The sequence below is a fragment of the Agrobacterium sp. CG160-95 genome (genome assembly GCF_053521725.1).
The window spans coordinates 45,086-65,593 of sequence record NZ_JBNWDU010000012.1 but is presented as its reverse complement, the minus strand read 5'-3'; the positions used below and the strand labels follow the sequence as shown (position 1 = coordinate 65,593).

Here is a 20,508-nt window from a genome sequence, read left to right as displayed (position 1 = left end):
CCCGACATCCTGCACTCGATTAAAAATTAAACTTCGGGTTGGATAAATCCGCAGCCAGTGGTTGGCTGTTTAGAAACCGAACCGAGCAAGAGATTTTGCTCACAAGGGAGTATACGATGCAAACCAACGATGATCGCAAGAACGACAAACCCGTTTTGACAGTCTCGATGAAGCGTTTGGCGAAGGATGTAAAGCCCAGCCTGACGCGCCCGGAATGCACCGATACCGTTTAATTGTGAGGAGAGGGGCCGTTTTCGGCCCCTCTCTGTCTTTCCTTTCAACATAGTTGCGTAGAATAAGGACAGCTCCTGATGTCACATAATTCCGCTTATGCTGAAGCACCTTCCTTTGTTCTGGACCGTGAGCAATTGCGGCATTTTTGCCGTGAAGTTCTAGAGATTGACGGCGAATTGAGATCTCTTGGCGACACAAAGGACACTCAGACCCTGCAGCATTTTTCCGATGAGTTTGCAGCTTCTTTTTCAGATCTAATTCCGGAAATTAACGCGCGTATCTCTGACAAGATGTGCGGAATTGCCGCTGTCGACGTTCCGCCAATTTATGACGATCTTACTGACGACGCGATAGCGGGCGCGTTGGTATCGGTCGCCCTTACAACGGTACTCATGGAGCCTTCTAAGGACGTCGAAAACCACACTCCCTTTACGATGTTCAGTGCATCCTATGAGAGCAACAAGGCCCTTAACGATGCAGGCCTCTTGCATATCTCTCCCACCGATATTCTCGACTTTCATTCAGATGGGCGCATCCACGGCAAAACGTTAGGTGTTCCACGATACATTTCGATATACAATACATTCATCAATTACCGGAACTGCGGGAATTTTTACTGGGTTCCGGCCTCATCTATAGACAACCTTCAAGAGCACGTTGAAGGAATTGGTTTCGATGATGATTTCACCTTCGATCTCACTCCTGCGATATACGGCGAAAGTGGCTCCAAAATTGGCTCTGTCGTCGAGCGCAAGGTGAAAACCGCCATATTCAGCGAGGATGAAGATGGAAGCATCATAACCTTCATGAATGGGAAGTTTGCAGGGAAAGAGAACGCCGATGACGATTACACCGCGCGCCTGAAGGCTTTCCAAGCTGCTATTGCTCGCAACCCCTTTAGATATGCGGCCGAACAAAAATCTCGACGGATGATCGTGTTGAACAATTCAAGTGGCTTTCATGCACGCGACATTTTTCAGGATCCTATTTTGGGGCATGAAGAAACTCGAAACTACCTTCGTAGTGTATCGACGGACGCGGCGAAAACCGGTTATGTGATACAGTAAAATGGCGATTTTTTCGCTATCGTTGTTTGCCGATACCAGTGGGTCGGCAAACAATATCAATTGTTGAATTCTAAAACAGGCGCGACTTTGGCTAAGCAAACGCGTTCCACCCGACTTGTTCAGCATCTGCGTTATTTTGCGAAAATCGAAGCCGCAATTATGGCTTTCTCATTCGCGTCTTTCGCGACCATCGGACTCAGCCTTGTCGTAACCTCGTGGGTCGCGGCGGTAGAAGGGTCGATATCACTGGTCGGACAGTTGTTCTTCGTTAGCAGCGCGACTTCTTTCATTTTCTCCATCTACGCAGGGGTGATCGTTGACAGCAAAAACCGCCTGTCCGTCATTCGCCGAGGACAAGCTTTAAGGTTTTTGGGCGTGGCCGCTTTGACGGTTGGGGTGCTGGTAAGTACCCCTGCCCCGTGGCTCTTTGCTTACGCCACCCTATTTTCACTGGGGACGGTTCTTAACGCAGGTGCTTTGGACGGCATCACGCAATTGGCTGTAGACGCGTCGCGGCGTATGAAACTCTCGATCCGAGTTTCAATCTGCCGTCAGTTAGGTATTTTAAGTGGCACAGGACTCGGCGGAGTTTTGCTCCATTATTTTCCGACCATATGGTCGGTCCTAATAATGGTCATCCTGATGGCGATTCAATTCATCATCATCAACCGCTTCTTCCCCGATTATCAAAATGAACCCTCACGTAACCCACATGATGTTATCGCAGGGTGGAAAAGAGGACTTCGGGCGATGCGGAGTCAACGGGCTCTAACATTCACCATCTTGAACGTTGGCCTGTTTTTCTCCGCATCTCAGATGGCAAATGTGCTCGTACCGGGGTTCGTCAAAGACACTCTCGGGCGAGGCAGCGACATATATGGGCTTCTCGAGGCAGCGTGGGCAATCGGAGGCGGAGCCATTCTTGTGACTGCGGCTGCTCAAACAAAGCTTTTCACTGCTCACCGTTGGGAGCTTGTCATTCTGGCTTTGGTTGGGATCGTAATGGTCGCATTTGCAACTTCCAGAAGCGTCCCGCTTCTTGTGACTCTGTATGCGCTTCTCGGCGGCATGTTCGCACTGGGCAGAGCGATTTGCGATGGTCGCATATTGATTTTGGCGAAAAATGAAGAAATAGGTCGGGTCCGTGCTGCCACATCGATGATAATCAGCCTGCTGGGTATGGCGATTTATATATCGCCGACCTTGATAGGTATTGAAGACGCTATTTACTACTATATCGCTTGGGGAATATTCATATCAGTGATCGCCATCGCCCTATTGTGTCTCGACGCTTACTTGGACTCTCGTGAACGCACAGACTAAAAAGAGGTCCCGCCCCAAACGAAACGCTCGTCTTGGTATGAAATGTCAATCCCGTAAGCGTTAGTGGTCAAATGATAGCCGCTCCTTCGCCCGCAGTCGCCATGGCGCGTTACGACCAACATACCGAATTGAGCCGCCTCGCGAGTTCGCTGGTCAAGGATGACGCGCAATCCCGGGTCAGCTCTCAGTGCAAATCAACAGGCCAGTTGGTCATGAACGAAATCCATTGCCCAAACATGGTTGGAATGGGTCGGCTCCGTGCGGTCAGCCCGCAGCTTCGCCTTGACCCGGCGCTTGGGAACCTTGTTGCGGAGCTGGAGGTCCATCTCCTTGTAAAGACGATAGATTCGCTTCGGGTTCACGGGCCAGCCATCGCGCTTGATAAGGATATGCACACGCCTGTAGCCGTAGCGTAGCCGCGTCTGGCAGATGTCCTTGATCTTCAGCTTCAACTCGGCCTGCTCGCTACGCGTGGACTTGTAGACATAGAGCGACCGTTCGACTTTCAACACCGAGCATGCACGCCGGATCGAAATCTTCCAGTCCGCCTTGATCGTGTCGACAAGCTTGCGGTTGCGGGCAGGCCTTAAAGCTTTTTTGAAAGCACATCCTGCAGCATGGCCTTGTCCAGCGGCAGGTCGGCAACAATCCGCTTCAGCTTGGCATTCTCTTCCTCAAGCTGTCGCAGCCGCTTCATCTCCGAGGGCATCAAACCCGCGTATTTTTTGCGCCAATTGTAAAAAGTCGCGTCCGAAATTCCTGCCTTGCGGCAGACCTCGCCGATCGGCATGCCATCCTCTGCCTGCTTCCACACGAATGCGATCTGCGCTTCCGAAAACTTCGAGGCCTTCATCGAATTCTCCTCTTCTTCCCACCAGGGATCATAAGTGATCTGACCCCTTCAAACTGTGAGCGTCCGGCGAAAGCATTTTTCGGGTTTCGAGAGATGGAATCTAAAGGCCGCGCTTCATCTCATCGGCCATGATGCGGTCGATTATTTCAGGATCGCACTGTGTGTCGATGAGGAACTCGCGGATACCGCCGTCCCACGTCCTGATGTCGGCAAGTAGGCTTTGAAGTTCTTTGATGCCGTTTTCGGTCAGACCCTTCGTGCCATCTTCAGTGCCATCGCTGACGTAAACCAGTTCGCCTTCGGAGATGTTGTCCGAGTTGGCCGTCACTTCTTCGATCAGTTCGAGGTTCTCGCCGATCATGCCGGCGACTTGGTTGAGTGTGTAAATGAACCTCGAGCGTGCTATCAGGCAGCCTCGCACCGAGCGTTTGCCGGCGTCCAGTTCCAAGGCAGCGGATTTTCAAGTCGCTCTTTGGGATGATCCTGGATCCGGGCCAGGACATCGGTCAGATAGGCTTCCGGATTGTGGCCATGAAGCTTTGCGGTTTCGATGATGCTCAGGATATTTGCGATGCGCTCACCACCCTTGTCGGAGCCCGCAAATAACCAGTTCTTTCGGCCAATTCCCAGTGGTCGCATGGCACGCTCAGCTATGTTGTTGTCGATTTCAACCCGGCCGTCATCAAGATAGACGCTCAATGCTGCCCATCGTGACAGCGCATACCGCATCGCTTCCGCCAGCTTCTGTTTCTGTGGCAGTGTTGTCTGGACATCCTCGATCCACTCTTTCAGCTCGTCCAGGATGGGTTTGGCATGCTGCTGGCGCAAATCCCGCCTCTCGTCAGGCAACATACCACAGATACGATCCTCGATATCGTAGAGAGCACCAATGCGCGACAGCGCTTCCTGCGCGATCGGTGATGGCTTGAGTTTGATCACGTCATGGAATTTGCGGCGTACATGCGCCATGCAGGCAGCCTCTATGATCTGATTGCCGTAGAGCTTGTTGTAACCAGCATACCCGTCCGCGTGCATCACGCCACTGAAGTTGGAAAGATGTTCAGCCGGGTGCACCCCCTTGCGGTCAGGGCTGTAATAATAAGCGATCGCTCCGGGCCGGGGATCTTGATAGCCACTCCCATCGAAGACGTAGGCCCAGACCCTCCCGGTCTTGGTCTTTCCTCGTCCAGGGTGGAGAACATCGACCGGAGTGTCGTCGGTATGGATCCGATCGACGGCCGCGATATGCGCTCTGATCAGCAAAATCAGCCCGTCGACCGGAACTGAAATCCGGCAGCTTCTCTTGAACGCCCGCCAGGGACATAGAAACACCGCGCTCTCCGACCAGAAAGGGTTTGGCAGGAAGTTCATTGAGAATACGCTCCGGCGCCTGCTCCTCCGGCACCGGCAGGAGGTTGACGCCAGCTTTCCGCGGCTCCCCGATCGACAGTGCCCCCGCCGTGTCACGTCCTATATGAGCAAGTAGACCGACAATATCTTGCGGGGAAACCTTGAGGCGCTGACCGATCTCGGCAAGATGGGTTTCCGGAAGCAGATTGGCAAGCCAGGGAAGCAGCTTCGCTGCACCTACGGATCCGGAACGCAGCGGCATGGTAAGCGACACCGGAAAGGCCGGGCGGCGTGCTTCCCAGCCCGGATCATAGTCCAACCGCCATTCGCCTTCAAAAGTCAGATGGGCGACAGGCAAGGTCTCGTAGTAGATGTTTGTCATTGATCAGCACCAAACATCGGCAAAAAGCCGAGGTCATCGTCCGACGCGACTTGCACAGTCTGGACCGTCTTGAGATCGCCAAGATCGATTCCAACTGCGCGTGCGACGATCAGGGCTTTTTCGAGCTGGCAACTCGGCTTGCCCGATTCAAGCTCGACGATGAAGCGTTCCCCCGTTCCGGAACGGGCAGCAAGACCGGTTTGCGTCCAGCCAAGTGCTTTGCGTCTCTCCTTGATAGCAGCGCCGAAATCACGCGCGGACCTGAACATCGTCAACCTCCATAGCTTGACTTACCGTACAGGAAGTTTTCCGAAGAATCATGGAAACGCTTCCCGATCGGTAAGTCTTACACTTGATCGCGCCAGATCATCCTGATCGGGAATCTCTGTGGGATCGCACCTGGCAGGAGCCAGGGTATTTGCCTCGTCTCACGGGCCTATTGTTTAATCATCATTGCCCGATAAATTGATACACCGGCCATTACCATCGTATTAATGTTTTACATCCGAAAAACAACTTAATTATATGATATATAACCATAAGCATCACAATGATAAACGGTATAATCCATTTCGCCGCGCGTTGGGCCCTGATGCACTGGCATCACGCCAACACCTTAAAACCGCAGCCCGAAGCCCACGCTGCCGGTTCTCAGTTGACGCCGCCTGGTCGACCCGGCAACCTTATACCATGACCCTGACCAACAGTTTTATTGCCGAACTCGTCCGCGACGCCAACAGGCTCGAGAACCTCGACGACTATCAGAAGCGCCGCATGCTTGAACGGGCGGTAACGACAATCCGCGACATGCGCGAAACGATCGGAATCCCCTCCGGTCCCGGTCGCGACAGTGTCGTCGACATCCACACCGTCGCCCTGTCCATCGAACACGGATGGCGCAGCGACGACGACGTGCGAAACGCCCTGCTGCAGGCAGCCGGCATGATCCGGGACCTGCATATCGTCCTCGACAGCAACACCGGAGTCAGCTTCTCCGAACCCGCCGGTTGACGCCATGTGCCATCTTCCCGCCGTCAATGGCACTTCGTACCGGCGAAATTCAGCTTAATGATTTTAGGTTTTCGTTAACCATACGCGACCACCCTCCTCTCACAACAACGATGGAGGTTGGCTTTGGCTTACGACTGGAATCGCAATGAACGCGAAGGCATGTTTGATGAACTGGCGGCGGCCCTGATATTCTTCACAATCGTCAGCCTGCTTCTGGCGTCCGCATACCTGGTGACAACCTTTGCCAGATAGGGCGGGTTCTTTCACCCGTCTACCGGCGAGGACAAGAAAAGCCAGCCTGGCAACTTTGGCCGGTGACCGTACTATCAGCCGCCGAATGCCTGCCCCGGGTGAGTGAACGACCATGACAGACGATCTTCGCGGCCATATCCTGCTTCTCTCCGGCCACCCAGGCTCCGGCAAGTCCACAATCGCCGAAGCCCTTGCGCACTTGTGCGGCGTGCCAAAGGTTCATTTTCATAGCGATGATCTGTGGGGATACATCAAGCATGGCCGCATCGATCCCTGGCTTCCCGAATCCGATCAACAAAACCGCATGATCATGCAGATCGCCGCCGATGTCGCATGTCGCTATGCCGAGGCGGGTTATTTCGTCATTCTCGATGGCGTCGTGCGACCGGACTGGCTCCCGGCCTTCCTGGCGCTTGCATGCCCGCTGCACTACATCGTGCTGCGCACGACAGTAACAGAAGCAATCGAACGCTGTCAGGCTCGCGGCGGCGACAGCCTCCACGATCCGCTGGTCGTGGCCGATCTTCATGCCCAGTTCGCCAATCTCGGGGCTTTCGAGCACAATCTACTATCGTTGTCGGGCAAGGACAAGGATCAGGCCTTGCAGGCGGTCATCAATGCGCTGCAATCGGCACGTTTCCGTATTGATGCCACGAGCGATGGCAATCGATTACGAACATAAAGGTGAAGCAAGCGTGGCTGTCCCGACAATCTATCTCCTGCGCCACGGCGAAACAGTCTGGAACTGTCTTGGCCGGTTTCAGGGGCAACAGGATTCGCCGCTGACCGCGCGCGGTATCGAACAGGCAGATCAAGTCGCACGCCTGCTCCGTGACGCTCTCTGCGACGATGAGCAGTCTTTCCGGATGCAAATCAGTCCGCTCGGGCGCGTGCGACAGACAGCAGAACGGGTCCTGGCCGAGGTTACGCTCCAGTATCTCGAAGATGACAGGCTCGTTGAGGTCACCACTGGATCCTGGGACGGGATGACGCGATTTGAGATTGATGCCGAATTTCCTGGGCGCCTTGAAGGATCCAACGCATTCGACTGGTATTTCAGGGCGCCGGATGGCGAAAGTTTTGAAGACGCCTGCAAGCGCGCGACGTCATGGATCTCGGATCTCCGGCATCCGACGATCGCCATTTCCCATGGCCTGTTCGGGCGGATTCTTCGGGGTGTTTTTCTCGGACTTTCGAAGCTGGAGATGCTCGAACTGCCCGTTCCGCAGGATGTGTTGTACCGACTGGATGATGGCAGGTGCGATCTCATCACAGCTTGACCCGCACCGTCATGATCCAGAAAGCCAAGGGCCAACGACGTCATTCGCCACGTCGACAGGGGACAAACACATGCATACACTTAACGTCATTTACCTGGCTTATCTCGACTGCCTCAACCGTCAGGCCTTCGATGAGCTCGGCACTTTCGTCGACGATACTGTTGAACACAACGGCCGGGCGTTAGGGCTGTCGGGCTATCGCGACATGCTGGTCAGGGACTTTGCTGATATTCCAGACCTTCGGTTTCAGGCAGAGATCCTTGTCAGCGACGTGCCCCGGATCGGCGCCCGGCTTTCGTTCGATTGCACTCCCAAATCCACCTTCATGGGCCTTCCGGTCAATGGCCGACGCGTTCAGTTCTGCGAGCATGTTTTCTACGACTTCGAACAGACAAAAATCCGCAGGGTCTGGTCGGTCATCGACAAGGCCGCAATTGAGCGCCAGCTCGGCTGACGGCCTTCACCGGACGAAGGTATCTGTGGCCCGCCAGCGCCAGAAAAATGAGCCGAAAGAGTGTGATTGCACGAGACGCTCGCTGAAGCCGGACAGCCTCAATTTATGCAGACAGCTGCTGAGGTCGCGGGCGTTGCGCAAAGGTTACATCATATTTCAGGAAAAAAGCATATGAATGATCTCTCATGTAAGGGAGTTCAGAGACAATGAAGAAAATCGTATCGACTATCGCATTCGTGCTTGCGGCATCGACTGCAATGGCGGCCGATGCCGTATCAGAAGTTCCTGCAGCCCCGGCAGCAGACGTTGCGCCGCTGTTCAGCTGGACCGGGTTTACCGCCGGTGTCCAGGCCGGCTACGGCTGGAACAACAATGACGCTTCGATCGTCGGCCTTCCGGGCCAAACGTCCGCAGACTTCGACGGTGCTCTTGCCGGTGGTTTCGTCGGCTTCAACTACGACCTTGGCAACAGCTGGGTCGTTGGCCTCGAAGCAGACTTCGAAAAGAACTGGGGCGATGATTCAGCCACTATCCTTGGCACGGGCTTTGACTACGGGTTTGACTGGCAGGGTTCGGTTCGTGGCCGGGTCGGCTACGCATTTGACCGTGCCCTGGTCTATGGTACCGCAGGCTGGGCTTATGCTCGCGGCTACGCGGAAGTTCCGGGCATTGCCGACGTGAAGGAAACGTTCAACGGCTACACCGTCGGCGTTGGTCTCGACTACGCGTTTACCGACATGGTGTTCGGACGCGTTGAGTATCGTTACACCGATTTCGGCGACAAGGATTTCGATTTCGGCGGCGCTGCAATCAATGCAGATGTCGACCAGCATGCAATACGCGTCGGCCTCGGCGTAAAATTCTGATTCACCCGGACAGCAACAGCAAAAGCCCGGCCATTGTGCCGGGCTTTTTTCTTGTCCCTTTTCCGAAGGCGGGAAGCGACAAACAGGGGTGGGCAAGTACGGGCCACCTGTTGGCCAGTCGCAATGCCACCACAATGACTGAACATGCCGACCAGAACCCGGACGCGACCGGACACGGTCCTTCTCCCTCCAGCAAACGATCAGCCAGCCTCACCCACGATTTCCCCTTTGAGCAAATCCCCAAGCAGTGCACGATCGGCATCACACAGCGCCATCTGTGTCAGCTTACACCGCAGTAAGTGGAGCAGCATCTGAGCATCCATTCCATCCGCCGGCTTTTTTGCAGTTGGTTGAGAATCCATGTGCCAAGCAGCACTTTCAGCCGCACCTCGAGCTCCCGTTGCCGCGCGGCAAGTTTCCGCGGATGATGCGGGTGTTCCCTGGAGGCATTGGATCGGTACAAGCCTGTTCCATGCGTTCGACGACGACACTATTCGCGACCAAGCGCGGTGGCTAGCTGACGGATCCCCTGGATTTGCTCAAGCACGCCAACCGCAGCTTGGAGCAACTTGCGATTTAGATAAAATTTACGCTAAATCTTATCGGTTTGAACCGATCCGGCCATGCTACGTTTCACGCAAGTCAAATCGGGAGGCCGGCTGCGATGATCTGGAATTTGGAGAAACTTGAACAAGAACGTCTCGACCTCATTGAGGTCATCGACAATCTCAAGAGGTGGGAACGTTTCTCTATAGACGACCGGCACATCATCTCATTACAGATCACCGCACATATGATGCGACTTAGCCAACTGGATGAAGACCTGGCGCACTTGCGCAGTCAAGAATTTCGCTCGGTTGAATATCTGGCTGCTGACTGAGGCCCGTCGTTGTGGCGAATTAAGGACCCGTTTGTGTGAGCATTGTGCTTATGCCCATACCGCGAAACCTCCGCGGCTGATGCCAGGGGATTTTGGAATATTGGTTGCGGGGGCTCGCAACACGCGATTCCTGCGGCTACCGTTCATCGTTGACGCCATACTTCGAGTTGGGTGTAGTTGACGGCTAACGAGGGTGATAAAATCTCCCCATAACCGCGCTCATTTCATTCAGTTGCCTGATCTATGTACAAGTCGATATGGCGTCCAGTCCGGCATTAGAATTAACCCTCCAAGCGACTATATGATTTCGCGAAATGTAAAGGCGACGAAACGTGGCTTACAACCAATTATTCGCTTCAGATTGACAGTCGATTTGTATTATGATGACGCATAAATCATTTTATAGATTGGGCGTGTAATAAGTGGCTATGAGAAGTGGCATCCTAGGCTCAAAGAGTGTTGCGAACGGCGCTCTTAGTCCTTTACAGATTGAAGTTGTTCGAAAACTGATACCAATTGTCCGTGCGGGTAAGTGGCCAATCGGTGGGAAGATCTCGGATGCGGCTCTCGCCCGCGAATTCGGCATCTCGCGTACGCCAGTTCGACAGGTACTGCAATTCCTTTCTGAAAAGGGTCTTCTAGCGCAAACCGATAATCGTGGTTTTGTGTTGGTGCGAGTGCCAACCGGCGATGATCGCTTTGAAGAAGTTGTGCCCCCATCTGGGATGGATGTGCTGTACCGGCAGATTATGCATGCGAGAGCAAACGGTCTGATTGGCAGCGAAGCGTCCGAAACAGAATTGCTGGAACACTTCGGCACGTCACGCGGCGTCGTGCGCCGCACGCTCATGCGCCTGTCTGCTGAAGGACTTGCAGAACGGCGTGACGGGCACGGCTGGCGTTTTGCCGAATGCCTAGACAACCGTCAGGCGGTCAATGAAAGTTACGCCTTCCGCGCCATCATCGAATGCGGCGCCGTAATGGAAGATACATTCCGGGTGGACATGGAGATGCTGCTGGCGCTGGAAAGTGAACAGACGGCTTTGCTTAACGCCCCATTGGCATCGATTGAAGGATCGGCCTGGTTTGAGGCAAATGCCCGCTTCCACGAAACCGTGGTTTCCTGGGCAAACAACCGCTTTCTCGAACAGGCGATCCACCGCCAAAACAGCCTGCGGCGCATGACGGAATATGCGGAATTTGCTGAACTGAGTGAAGCTGGCGTACGCAAGGCGGCGCGAGACCACCTGGCAATCCTCGAAGCCATCAAAAGCGATGACCGAAAGCTGGCTTCGGCCATCCTCTTCCGCCATCTCAGCCGTTCTTCCGTCAGTGGCGAGGCGCACCCTGCCCGCCTCGGGGATTGATCGCAGATGGCTGCACGTATCTTTTGTCGTGACCTGTGTACTGAGCGCGGCGAACCGGCGTCGGGACTTGGCCCATCGTCAAAAAGCTATGTGCTGCTGCACTGGCCGCGCGGTGAATGGCGTGTGCCACGGATCAAATCGCACAATATGCCAGAAGGGCTCGGGCAGGCAATTTTGGCTGCAAATGCGGCGGGCATTCACGTTGCGTTGGTGGATGGCGACGACGTTGGGTTCACGCATCAGGGTATTGTCAGAGACCATGTGACACCTGCGGAAGCCGAACGGCTGCTGCTGCATATTGCCGGTGGAGGCGTGCTTGACGGTACACATGACCCACGCATGACCATCGTGTGCTGCACCGATGGCAAGCAGGACCCTTGCTGCGCCCGTTACGGCTTTGCGACATGGAAGGCCCTGCGACAGGCAGCAAATCCAAGTCGCTTCCGTATCCTGCAATCCACCCATCTCGGCGGATGCCGTTTTGCAGCCTCACTTGTCGTTTTGCCGCACAGAGCCCGCTATAGCCGACTAGAGCCATCGCAGGTTGGCGATTTTCTCACCTGCCTTGAACAGGGCACTCCCTACCTTCCCGCCTATCGCGGCAACCCCTCCTACGACGCGCCTGCACAGACGGCGGAAATCGCGCTGCTGGAATGGGCAGGACAGCGCGGCACAACAGGGGCGGTGACACTTCATAAGACGGAGAGCGGCATTTCCAACGCCGACCAAGTTCATTTCTGCGCAACGATCGGCACGCAACACGCCACTGTAACCGTTGACAGACCCGAGTTTGCGGTCAACACACGCTGCGTCACGATTGGTGAACCCGAGGGCACAAAAAATGTGGCGCGATGGGTCGCCACATCTGTTCGGCCCGAAGACTGATCGACGTCGTAGTCTCCGGCCAAGCTGATAGTTTCTCAGCCTTCGAGAACTGCCGAGAAGAATGCCTTGACGGGCGGCTGAATACCGGTGCCATTATGGCTGATGCCGGCAACCCTATCGAAACGCGGTTCGACACCAACCGCCTTCAGGCCCTTTTCCAAGGCGCGCAAACGCTCAACGCGGGTTTCACCGCTATCATTTATGCCCTCCATCCAGAAGGGTGATTTTGGCCCGACGGTGACATCCCAGGTTTCGACATCCGCGTCACCGATCACCAGCTGCACGGCCACCTGACGCATCGCGTCGATATCAATGGGCTGGCCGAATATCTCTTCCATGCCGTTCAAACCGACCCACCAATTGGCGCGATCATCGGGAAGCGTGACGGTGCCGGGTGCACCCACCGAAACGGCACGAAGTCGGCGCGGGTGAAGATAGAAAAAACGATGGGCAAATTGCGCACCACCGGAAAAGCCGTGCATCAACACCTTTTCCTTCTCGACACGGTAACGCGTCGCCATCTCATCAATCATGTCCAGCAGAACAAGATCGTAACGAATACCTTGATAGATCAAGTGTTTGTAATTGTGCAGATCATCAGCATCATCAATACCCGCCGGGAAAAGCGGTGCCAGCAGGACGCATTGATGCTGTTCGGCAAAGTCGATGAATTCGTCGCGCAGGATATCAGCGTCGCGCAGGCTGCCATGAACAAGGACGGCAAGCGGATGCACGGTTTCACCGGCCGGATCATATCCTTCGGGAATATAGCAGCACCACGAAAAGCGCTGATCCATGCGCGAAGCAAAGATCGGTGTGCGGCCACGGCGATAAAAATTGAGTGGCACGGCCTTTTGCTGGACGAACATGAGACAATTCCCTTTAAAGTTTTTTCGGTGGTTGCTGGCTGGCGTAATCAGCCAGCACGCGGTTCATACGGGCAAGCACGCCCTTTAATGCCTCGTAACCATCGTTACGCTCGCGAGTTGCCTCGTCCATGTAGAGCTTGCGGTTAATTTCAAACTGCACACTGTGGCGTTGAAGGGCGGGATTCGAATAGGCTGTAACCAGTTCCGCCCCACGAAAAGGCTTGTTGAGCGCAACGACCAGCCCGTGCGCTTCAAGAGTTTCGGTGATCAGCGCTATAAATTCGCTGGAGGCTGACCCGCCGTGCAAATCGCCAAGGCAAATATCTGCCCGCACCGTTCCCGCCGGATCAGACGAAATCGCATGGCCAACGGCGGTCATCGAATGGCAGTTGATGTGATAAACACGGCCAAACCGGCTGTAGACGGCATTCAGCAGGCCAGCCAAATGTTCATGGTAGGGCTGCCAGTAGGTGACGATCCGCGTCTCAGCTTCCGCCACACTCATGGGTGCCGCATACATTGGCTCATCGCCCCAGGCGTAACGCCACATCAACCCCATGCCGCGTTTCGCCGTTGCGCTTTCACGCACTGGATGAGGCCAATCACCGTCCACAAGCTGGGTGTCCATATCGAGCAAGGACCGGTTCACATCGAGAAAACTGCGGGGAAAACGCGCGCTCAGTAACGGCGCACCGACATCACATGCCGACGAAAACAGATCATCGATATGGGTGTCTGCGGCTACTCTCACTCGCTCTGCGGAAACAGCAGGGTGGAATCCCCTAGGCATGTCCAGACCGCTATGGGGGCTGTCAAACACCATCGGAGCCAGAGGCGTGCGGGGTGCAATCACCGAAAGTACGCCCTCCAGCGTTATATCTTGCAACTGGCCATAGAGCGGGGTCATTTTTGTGTTCCTTCCGTTGCGCCTGGCTTGAGGCGCGCGTTCACCTTGTCCACCGCGCGGGTGATGTCACCGAGCTTTTCGCCATCGAGCAACCGCTGCATGGTGCGGGCAACACGTGTCTCACGGGCTATGCAGATATCAGCTATGTCTGCCGCCTCATCCGCGGGCAGCACCACCACGCCGGAAGCATCCGCCAATACGATATCGCCCGGCAAAACCGGCACACCACCACAGGCGATCGGTCGATTGAATGTGCCACCAAGATCAAGCTGGCGGGTGGTGACAGACGAAACACCGCGGCACCAGACGGGCAGCCCTTCGGCGATGATTTCCGCGACATCGGTACACGGTCCGTCAATGATGACACCGGCAACACCTGCCATGCGCGCAGCCCGTGCAACCGCACCGCCAAGGCAGGCATGGCGGCTGTCACCCAACCGATCAATTACCAGCATGTCGCCGGGGCGCACCTGGCTTAGCGCGTAATGCAACAGCGTCGAGCACATGGCGGGAATGGCGAGCGTGACGGCAACACCGGCACGGGCCTGTTGCTGCGGCAAGACCGCTTGAATAGAACCGGTCATGAAACCGGTATGACGCAGATGCCCGACACTGGCCGTTTCAATCTGCTGCAACGCCTCGATAACCACCTGGGGAGGCGTAACCGGCATTGCACCGATACGTAATTCAGTCATGGCTTTCTCCTTGCGACGGCCCTGCGACAGATGCCTCAAAAGGCTGTACGGCATTTCGTGGATCGAAACCGGCGAGATGGCGCATCAACCGCGCAGTATGGCCAACTATATGGCCACAAATCACCTGACCATTTTCAGCACTTGCCAATGAGGCCCGACCACCGAGCATACCGGCCGGATCGACCTCGGTGCAGTCAAGCGGTATCTGGACCGGTATTCCCTCGAAACGAGTGGCAGAGACACCACCAACGGGCAGACCGAACACGCTGCCACGCGGCGCGGGATCGCGCATCGCCTCTGTTCGAACCAGTTCGGGAAAAAGATGCATATAGACCGAAGTCATCGGTTCACCGCCGTGACCGCGCGCGCGCGCGGCGTCATCACCGTAAAGTGTCTTCCACAGGCCATCCGGCAAGCTCTGCCAAATGTTCAGTGCCGGTATCAGCACCCCTTTTTCACGGCGCAACTTGCGGCAAACCTGATCGATCAGCGGTGCATTCGTTGTGTGACCATTGAAAATCAGCAGCTGTTCATAACCGTGATCAAGGAAGGAGGTCAGGATATCCTCAAGCACAGCGGTGAACGTCGCAGCACGCAATTGAATTCCACCGGCTATCGCCCGGAAAAATTCAGCATGGCCAAACGGCAGCACAGGCGCTGTCACCCCGTCCCCCGCCCGGGCGCTCATTTCCGCTAGCCGTTCGGTCAGCATGAAATCACCCATCGGCGCGTGCGGCCCCTGCTCTTCCTGCGAAGCAAGCGGAATGAGAATGACTGCGGGGCGTTTCATACGCTGCGCAAATGTCTCATGCGTCATGTGAGAAATCGCAACCGGTTCATTGTCGACCATGCTGTTTCTCCCTTGCATGCTGCTCCAGCAGTTGCCCCTTGATGTCAGGAAATTCAAGCTCGGATGAATTGACATTTACCCGCCTCGAAAGGATCATCGAGCCGTCTGTAAAGCGTAAGCGAACAGTATCGCGAAACGCCGTTTCAACGAATATCCAATCCATTTCCAGAACCGTGTCGGCACCGTCATTTTCAAGAAGCCGGGCCGAGGCCAAGACCCTCAATCCGCCGACTGGCTGGTAGGAATGGTGCAGCCTTGCGCCGGGTATTGTGGTAACAGTTTCAATGTAAAAACCGCATCCTGCCCGTACTTGATGTTCACCATCCGCATCGCGAAGAGTGACACTCAGTTCGTTATTGTTGGCGGCAAGAGCGATGCTTTCGATAGCTTGATCGTTGGGTTCGACCATCCATGTGCCGCACGGCACTTTTTCCGCCGAAAACGCCATGTCTGCAAAATTTTTTAGCCGCAATCCAGCCAGACGTGCGTCCAGTTTCTCGGCGCTCTCAGGGGTGCCACCGCCTTTGCCGAGTGCTGGACGCAGCACGTCATAAATAAGCTGATGGACACGGCGATCACTGTCGTCCAACCCGCCGGTAAATGCTAAGACGGCATTTTCTTCCGGCAGGACGATACAATATTGGCCAAACAGGCCATTGGCGGAAAAACTGTTATGGGGGCCACGCCACCATTGATATCCGTAGCCTTCACGCCGGCTAACCTTTTGACCATCTCCGACTTCGTCCGGGCCGAGATAGTGGTCTCCTGTGAAAACACCGAGTACCACGTCCCGGATCTGCATGCCGGTTGCGGCCTGCACCCATTGCCGGGGCAGAAGCTGTCGGCCCTGCCATTCACCGCCCTGCAAGTGCAGTATGCCCAGCTTCAGCATGTCCTCACTGGTGCAACTGAGGCCATTGCCGCCGGTGTTGACGCCGTCAGTGCCTGTGTCCCATGTCATATTCGTAGACATGCCCATCGGCTGGAATATCCGCTCAGAGAGATAATCCGCGATCATCCGTCCCGTGACCTGCTGCACGATGGCTGACAGCATGTAGCTTGCAGCACTGTCGTAGACAAAAACTTCTCCAGGATTGTGGGGTGTGGGCTGGCGCAGGAAATCCTCCACCCAGCTTGAAAGCACCCGCCGCCAGGAGCCTCCAGAAATGCCGCGGCCATGACCGCTGGTCATAGTCAGCAGATGCCGTACCTTCATGGCCCGCAGGTTATCGTCGACCGGTCCTGCATAGTCAGGGAAAAATTGCAGCACCGCATCATCGATCGACAGCAGACCATCCGACACGGCCAAACCAACAGCCATGGAGGTAAAACTTTTGGTCACGGAATGCATCATATGCGGGCGGGCAAGTGAATAAGGTGCCCAGTAAGCGCTGGTGATGAGTGCACCATCCTGCCAGACGAGAAGGCTATGCAGTTCGAGATCGTGACGTTCGATCTCGTCTAGCATGGCGAGGATTATCGCTGGGTCTGTGCCCCGCGAGGCGGGTGTTGCCCCTGGCAGATCCGTAGTTACTGCTGTCAATTTCATTGCAATGCGTCCGCCTGCTGTTTTTCCGTTTCTGCGAAACGCCAGTTCAGCGAAACGCCGGTTTCGGTGCGGGTTAGTGTTGGAATGGCCGACAGCAAGGCCCGAGTATATTCCGACTGCGGAGCATCAAAAATGTCGTCGCGATTGCCTTGCTCAACGATAGCGCCATCACGCATCACCACCACCCGGTCGGCGAGCTGTTCGACCACACCGAGGTCATGGCTGATAAACAGGCACGAAAAACCATATCGTTTTTGAAGATCAGCCAGCAGTTCCAGCACTCTGGCACGCACAGTAACGTCAAGTGCCGACACCGCCTCATCAGCGATCACGAACTGCGGCCGTCCGACAATGGCACGCGCAATTGCCACGCGCTGACGCTGGCCGCCGGAAAGCTCGTGCGGGAACCGGTCAGAATAACGCCCGTCGAGCCCCACTTCTTCCAGAATGGTGCGGGTGCGGTACAGCTTTTCTTCCCGCGTCGATGTGGTGTCGTGACGCAAGGCTTCCGCCACGATATCGCATGTTTTCATGCGCGGATCGAGCGAGCCGAACGGGTCCTGGAAGATCATCTGGCAATTGAGACGGTAGTTGCGCCACACGGGCGAATCCGGCTTCACCTCTTCGTCGGCGAAGAAAATGCGGCCGGCAGAGGCAGGCACCAGCCCGGCAATACAACGGCCAAGTGTTGTCTTGCCGGAACCGGAGGCACCGACCAGCGCCACGATTTCACCCGGCCGCACGACAAGGTCGACACCATGCAAAGCCTTTTTGGTCTTTCGCGGCGCCATAAAACCTGCACGGGCACTGTATGTGACCTCAATGCCGCGCACTTCCATGACGGGCTTTGATTGCGGATCAATGTCTCTCAACGGCCCACGCATCGGCATGGATTGCAGCAATTCGCGTGTGTAGTAATGGCGTGGATTGGAAATGATGTCCGCAACCCGACCCTGCTCGACAATTTCCCCCTGCCGCATGACGATGACGCGGTCGCAGTAGCGCGCCACCATGGGCAGGTCGTGGCTGATCATCAACAGTGCCGTGTTTTCACTCCGCACCATCTCGAGCATCAGTTCCAGCACCTCGCGCTGTACCAGCGCGTCAAGCGCTGTCGTCGGCTCGTCCGCAATCAGCAGGGATGGTCGCAGCAGCATGGCAGATGCCAGCATCATGCGTTGGCGCATGCCGCCTGAAAAATGATGCGGGAATGCCAGCAACGCACCTTCGGGATCGTGAATGCCGACCCGCCGCAAAATTTCAAGAATTTTGGCGCGCCGTGCAGCGGCGTCCAGCCGTGTGTGAAGTTTCAGTGGCTCTTCAAGCTGCTTGCCAATGGTCATCGACGGATTGAGCGAGGTCATTGGTTCCTGAAACACCATGCCCAGCCGGGAGCCACGCAATGCGCGGATTTCCTTACCTTTCATTGATGGTACAGAGCGGCCTTCAAAACGGATATCGCCGCCCGAGATGGAGATAGCGGGTGGCTGGAGACCCATGAGACTACGTGCCACCATGGTTTTTCCCGAACCGCTTTCGCCGACAATACCGACGATTTCACCCGCACCAACGCTGAACGAAACATCGCTTACGATACCGTGGTCATCAATACCGTTTACGGAAAGGCTAAGATTTTCGACCTGAATAAGAGGCTGTTTCATTGCTTACAATCCTCGCATGCGGGGGTCGAAACGATCGCGGATCGCATCTCCGAACAGATTTATGCCAAGTAGTGACAGGGAGATGCAGAGACCCGGGAAGATGCCGAGCCAGACAGCTTCGGCGATGTGCGGACGGCCACTGGCCAGCATGTTGCCCCAGGTCGGCGCTGGCGGAGGCACACCAAGACCAAGGAAGCTGAGTGCACTCTCAGTCAGCAGGACCGATCCGAACATGGAGGTTGCCAGCACGATTACCGGACCAAGGCAGTTCGGCACTATGTGGCGGAACATGGTATAGACAGCCGAATTGCCCATGATGCGGGACGCTTCTATAAATTCCCGTTCACGCAGTGACAGCACCGAACCGCGCACCACCCGCACCATGGAGGGCGTATAGGCAATGCCGAGCGCCAGAATGATGCCGTACATATTGGCACCGGTAATCGACAGCAATGCCAGCGCCAGCAACATGCTGGGAAAAGCCAGTAGCGCATCGTTCAATGCCATGATGACGCGGTCCGTCCAGCCACGAGCGTAACCCGCCAGAACACCAAACGACACGCCGGCGAGAACTGCAATGCACACCGTCACGAGGCTAATAGAGACACTGGTTCCTGCTGCTGTCATTAGCCGAGACAACACGTCGCGACCGAATTCATCGGTGCCAAGCCAGTGAGTAGCGTTTGGTGCCTGCAGCTTGGAGCGCAGATCGATGCGCATCGGATCGAAAGGTGTCCAGATGCGTCCGGCAAGCGCCGCCCCGAGAAAACAGGCGAGAAGGGCGCCGCCGAGGATACGGTTTCGTTGATGGCGTTTCATTCTGCAGTCACTCTCGGATCGAACAGGGGATAGAGCAGGTCAACCAGCAGATTGACGAGCAGGTAAGTGACGGCCACAAACAGCAAGCAACCCTGCACGACGGCGTAATCACGAGCGTAAATGGAATCGACTATCAGTCTACCGAGGCCTGGAATGGTGAACACGGTTTCCACCACGGCAACACCGCCAAGAAGGTTGCCAAGAACCAAGCCAATAAGCGTCCAGGTTGGGCCAAAAGCATTACGTGCCGCATGGCGCAGAAGCACCGCCGCCTCACCCAACCCCTTGGCGCGGGCATGAGTAATGTAATCCAGCCGCAGCACATCAAGCGTCGAGGCACGGGCCATACGAACGATAATGCCTACTTCATGTAGCACCAGAGTTGCCACTGGCATGATCAGGTAGATCAATCCGGCAATCGGGTCGTCAGTGACCGAAACATAACCCAGTACCGGTAACCAGCCGAGTTTGAGGCCGAAGCCGAGCAGGATCATCAATCCCAACCAGAAGGTCGGGATTGAAAGCAGCAAAGTGGACATAGCAACAATAGCAAGATCAAGTCCCCCATTCTGTTTCCATGCCGCCGCCATGCCGAGTGGCACGGCAATAAGAACGGAAAGACCAACTGCAATCAGTACCATCCACGCACTGGTCGAAAAACGCTGCAACACAAGATCAAGCACCGGCTGGCCATTCAGCACAGAGTGGCCGAGGTCACCTTGCACGGCATTGCCAAGCCAGATGACAAATTGCAGTGGCACGGGTTTATCCAATCCCATCGACCTGCGGGCGGCGGCCAGCGCATCCGCATCGGCGAGATCGCCGAGCATCAGACTGGCCGGGTCGCCGGGTATCAGGCGGATGAGGCCAAACACCGCCACCGAGACGATGAACAGGGTGGGGACTGCCGACAATAATCGGCTCAGGGCGAATTTCAGCATCGTCAGTATCCGC

21 protein-coding genes and 3 pseudogenes are annotated in these 20,508 nt (G+C 55.7%); 11 read left to right on the top strand and 13 right to left on the bottom strand.

The window, feature by feature from the left end:
* Window positions 1-311: 311 nt before the first annotated feature.
* Window positions 312-1,301 (top strand): hypothetical protein, encoded by a 990-nt coding sequence (locus tag ACQZ63_RS27045; protein WP_112651467.1) that lies wholly within the window; start codon window positions 312-314, stop codon window positions 1,299-1,301.
* An 87-nt stretch (window positions 1,302-1,388) separates the two neighbouring features.
* Window positions 1,389-2,624 carry an MFS transporter gene (locus tag ACQZ63_RS27040; RefSeq protein WP_448799589.1) on the top strand — a complete coding sequence of 412 codons (1,236 nt, stop codon included), beginning with the start codon at window positions 1,389-1,391 and terminating at the stop codon, window positions 2,622-2,624.
* 200 nt (window positions 2,625-2,824) lie between these two features.
* Here the strand turns inward: ACQZ63_RS27040 and ACQZ63_RS27035 are convergent.
* The 5 genes and pseudogenes from ACQZ63_RS27035 to ACQZ63_RS27015 all read right to left on the bottom strand — a co-directional run.
* Window positions 2,825-3,477, bottom strand: a pseudogene (locus ACQZ63_RS27035) (transposase); the annotation flags it as partial.
* Window positions 3,478-3,577: 100 nt separating this feature from the next.
* On the bottom strand, window positions 3,578-3,883 hold the full coding sequence (locus ACQZ63_RS27030) for a hypothetical protein (RefSeq protein ID WP_035209878.1): 306 nt from the start codon (window positions 3,881-3,883) through the stop codon (window positions 3,578-3,580).
* Window positions 3,883-4,743: pseudogene (gene tnpC / locus ACQZ63_RS27025) on the bottom strand (IS66 family transposase); the annotation flags it as partial. The gene ACQZ63_RS27030 and the pseudogene tnpC, both read right to left, overlap by 1 nt.
* 187 nt (window positions 4,744-4,930) lie before the next feature.
* A pseudogene (locus tag ACQZ63_RS27020) lies at window positions 4,931-5,209 on the bottom strand (HipA N-terminal domain-containing protein); the annotation flags it as partial.
* Window positions 5,206-5,478 carry a helix-turn-helix domain-containing protein gene (locus ACQZ63_RS27015; protein ID WP_013762465.1) on the bottom strand — a complete coding sequence of 91 codons (273 nt, stop codon included), beginning with the start codon at window positions 5,476-5,478 and terminating at the stop codon, window positions 5,206-5,208. The pseudogene ACQZ63_RS27020 and the gene ACQZ63_RS27015, both read right to left, overlap by 4 nt.
* Before the next feature lie 421 nt (window positions 5,479-5,899).
* On the opposite strand from ACQZ63_RS27015, the gene ACQZ63_RS27010 reads away from it, so the two are divergent.
* The 9 genes from ACQZ63_RS27010 (at window position 5,900) to ACQZ63_RS26970 (ending at window position 12,204) form a co-directional block, all read left to right on the top strand.
* Window positions 5,900-6,220 (top strand): hypothetical protein, encoded by a 321-nt coding sequence (locus ACQZ63_RS27010; protein WP_112154995.1) that lies wholly within the window; start codon window positions 5,900-5,902, stop codon window positions 6,218-6,220.
* A gap of 123 nt (window positions 6,221-6,343) precedes the next feature.
* Window positions 6,344-6,472: a hypothetical protein gene (locus tag ACQZ63_RS27005; RefSeq protein WP_003518932.1), complete on the top strand. Its 129-nt coding sequence runs from the start codon at window positions 6,344-6,346 to the stop codon at window positions 6,470-6,472.
* 112 nt (window positions 6,473-6,584) lie between these two features.
* Window positions 6,585-7,154, top strand: a complete 570-nt coding sequence (locus ACQZ63_RS27000) for an AAA family ATPase (RefSeq protein ID WP_448799588.1) — start codon at window positions 6,585-6,587, stop codon at window positions 7,152-7,154.
* Window positions 7,132-7,752: a histidine phosphatase family protein gene (locus ACQZ63_RS26995; protein ID WP_065659440.1), complete on the top strand. Its 621-nt coding sequence runs from the start codon at window positions 7,132-7,134 to the stop codon at window positions 7,750-7,752. The genes ACQZ63_RS27000 and ACQZ63_RS26995 overlap by 23 nt, the downstream gene beginning before the upstream one ends.
* 70 nt (window positions 7,753-7,822) lie before the next feature.
* A complete protein-coding gene (locus tag ACQZ63_RS26990; protein ID WP_065662358.1) occupies window positions 7,823-8,206 on the top strand; it encodes an ester cyclase in 384 nt (127 codons plus the stop codon).
* Between the two features lie 206 nt (window positions 8,207-8,412).
* A complete protein-coding gene (locus tag ACQZ63_RS26985) occupies window positions 8,413-9,072 on the top strand; it encodes an outer membrane protein (RefSeq protein ID WP_013762458.1) in 660 nt (219 codons plus the stop codon).
* 664 nt (window positions 9,073-9,736) lie between these two features.
* The gene (locus ACQZ63_RS26980) at window positions 9,737-9,952 is read left to right on the top strand and encodes a hypothetical protein (protein ID WP_065659437.1); all 216 of its coding nucleotides are present in this window, start codon (window positions 9,737-9,739) and stop codon (window positions 9,950-9,952) included.
* A 428-nt stretch (window positions 9,953-10,380) separates the two neighbouring features.
* On the top strand, window positions 10,381-11,319 hold the full coding sequence (locus tag ACQZ63_RS26975; protein ID WP_111796710.1) for a GntR family transcriptional regulator: 939 nt from the start codon (window positions 10,381-10,383) through the stop codon (window positions 11,317-11,319).
* Between the two features lie 6 nt (window positions 11,320-11,325).
* Window positions 11,326-12,204, top strand: coding sequence for a sucrase ferredoxin (locus ACQZ63_RS26970; protein WP_236771461.1), 879 nt, complete (start codon window positions 11,326-11,328; stop codon window positions 12,202-12,204).
* Between the two features lie 35 nt (window positions 12,205-12,239).
* On the opposite strand, the gene ACQZ63_RS26965 is transcribed toward ACQZ63_RS26970, so the two are convergent.
* The 8 genes from ACQZ63_RS26965 to ACQZ63_RS26930 are packed head-to-tail and all read right to left on the bottom strand — an operon-like array spanning window position 12,240 to window position 20,495.
* Window positions 12,240-13,073: an alpha/beta hydrolase gene (locus ACQZ63_RS26965; RefSeq protein WP_448799587.1), complete on the bottom strand. Its 834-nt coding sequence runs from the start codon at window positions 13,071-13,073 to the stop codon at window positions 12,240-12,242.
* Between the two features lie 13 nt (window positions 13,074-13,086).
* Window positions 13,087-13,980: an N-formylglutamate amidohydrolase gene (locus tag ACQZ63_RS26960; protein WP_448799586.1), complete on the bottom strand. Its 894-nt coding sequence runs from the start codon at window positions 13,978-13,980 to the stop codon at window positions 13,087-13,089.
* Window positions 13,977-14,675: an RraA family protein gene (locus ACQZ63_RS26955; RefSeq protein WP_111790935.1), complete on the bottom strand. Its 699-nt coding sequence runs from the start codon at window positions 14,673-14,675 to the stop codon at window positions 13,977-13,979. The genes ACQZ63_RS26960 and ACQZ63_RS26955 overlap by 4 nt, the downstream gene beginning before the upstream one ends.
* Entirely contained in the window at window positions 14,668-15,525 is an 858-nt protein-coding gene (locus ACQZ63_RS26950) for a creatininase family protein (protein WP_448799585.1), read from the bottom strand. Before ACQZ63_RS26950 ends, ACQZ63_RS26955 begins: the two co-directional genes overlap by 8 nt.
* Entirely contained in the window at window positions 15,512-17,074 is a 1,563-nt protein-coding gene (locus ACQZ63_RS26945) for a serine hydrolase domain-containing protein (protein ID WP_448799584.1), read from the bottom strand. The genes ACQZ63_RS26950 and ACQZ63_RS26945 overlap by 14 nt, the downstream gene beginning before the upstream one ends.
* Window positions 17,071-18,735: a dipeptide ABC transporter ATP-binding protein gene (locus tag ACQZ63_RS26940; protein WP_448799583.1), complete on the bottom strand. Its 1,665-nt coding sequence runs from the start codon at window positions 18,733-18,735 to the stop codon at window positions 17,071-17,073. Before ACQZ63_RS26940 ends, ACQZ63_RS26945 begins: the two co-directional genes overlap by 4 nt.
* Window positions 18,736-18,738: 3 nt before the next feature.
* Entirely contained in the window at window positions 18,739-19,554 is an 816-nt protein-coding gene (locus ACQZ63_RS26935) for an ABC transporter permease (RefSeq protein ID WP_038495639.1), read from the bottom strand.
* Window positions 19,551-20,495 (bottom strand): ABC transporter permease, encoded by a 945-nt coding sequence (locus tag ACQZ63_RS26930; RefSeq protein ID WP_111796705.1) that lies wholly within the window; start codon window positions 20,493-20,495, stop codon window positions 19,551-19,553. Before ACQZ63_RS26930 ends, ACQZ63_RS26935 begins: the two co-directional genes overlap by 4 nt.
* Window positions 20,496-20,508: the final 13 nt, after the last annotated feature.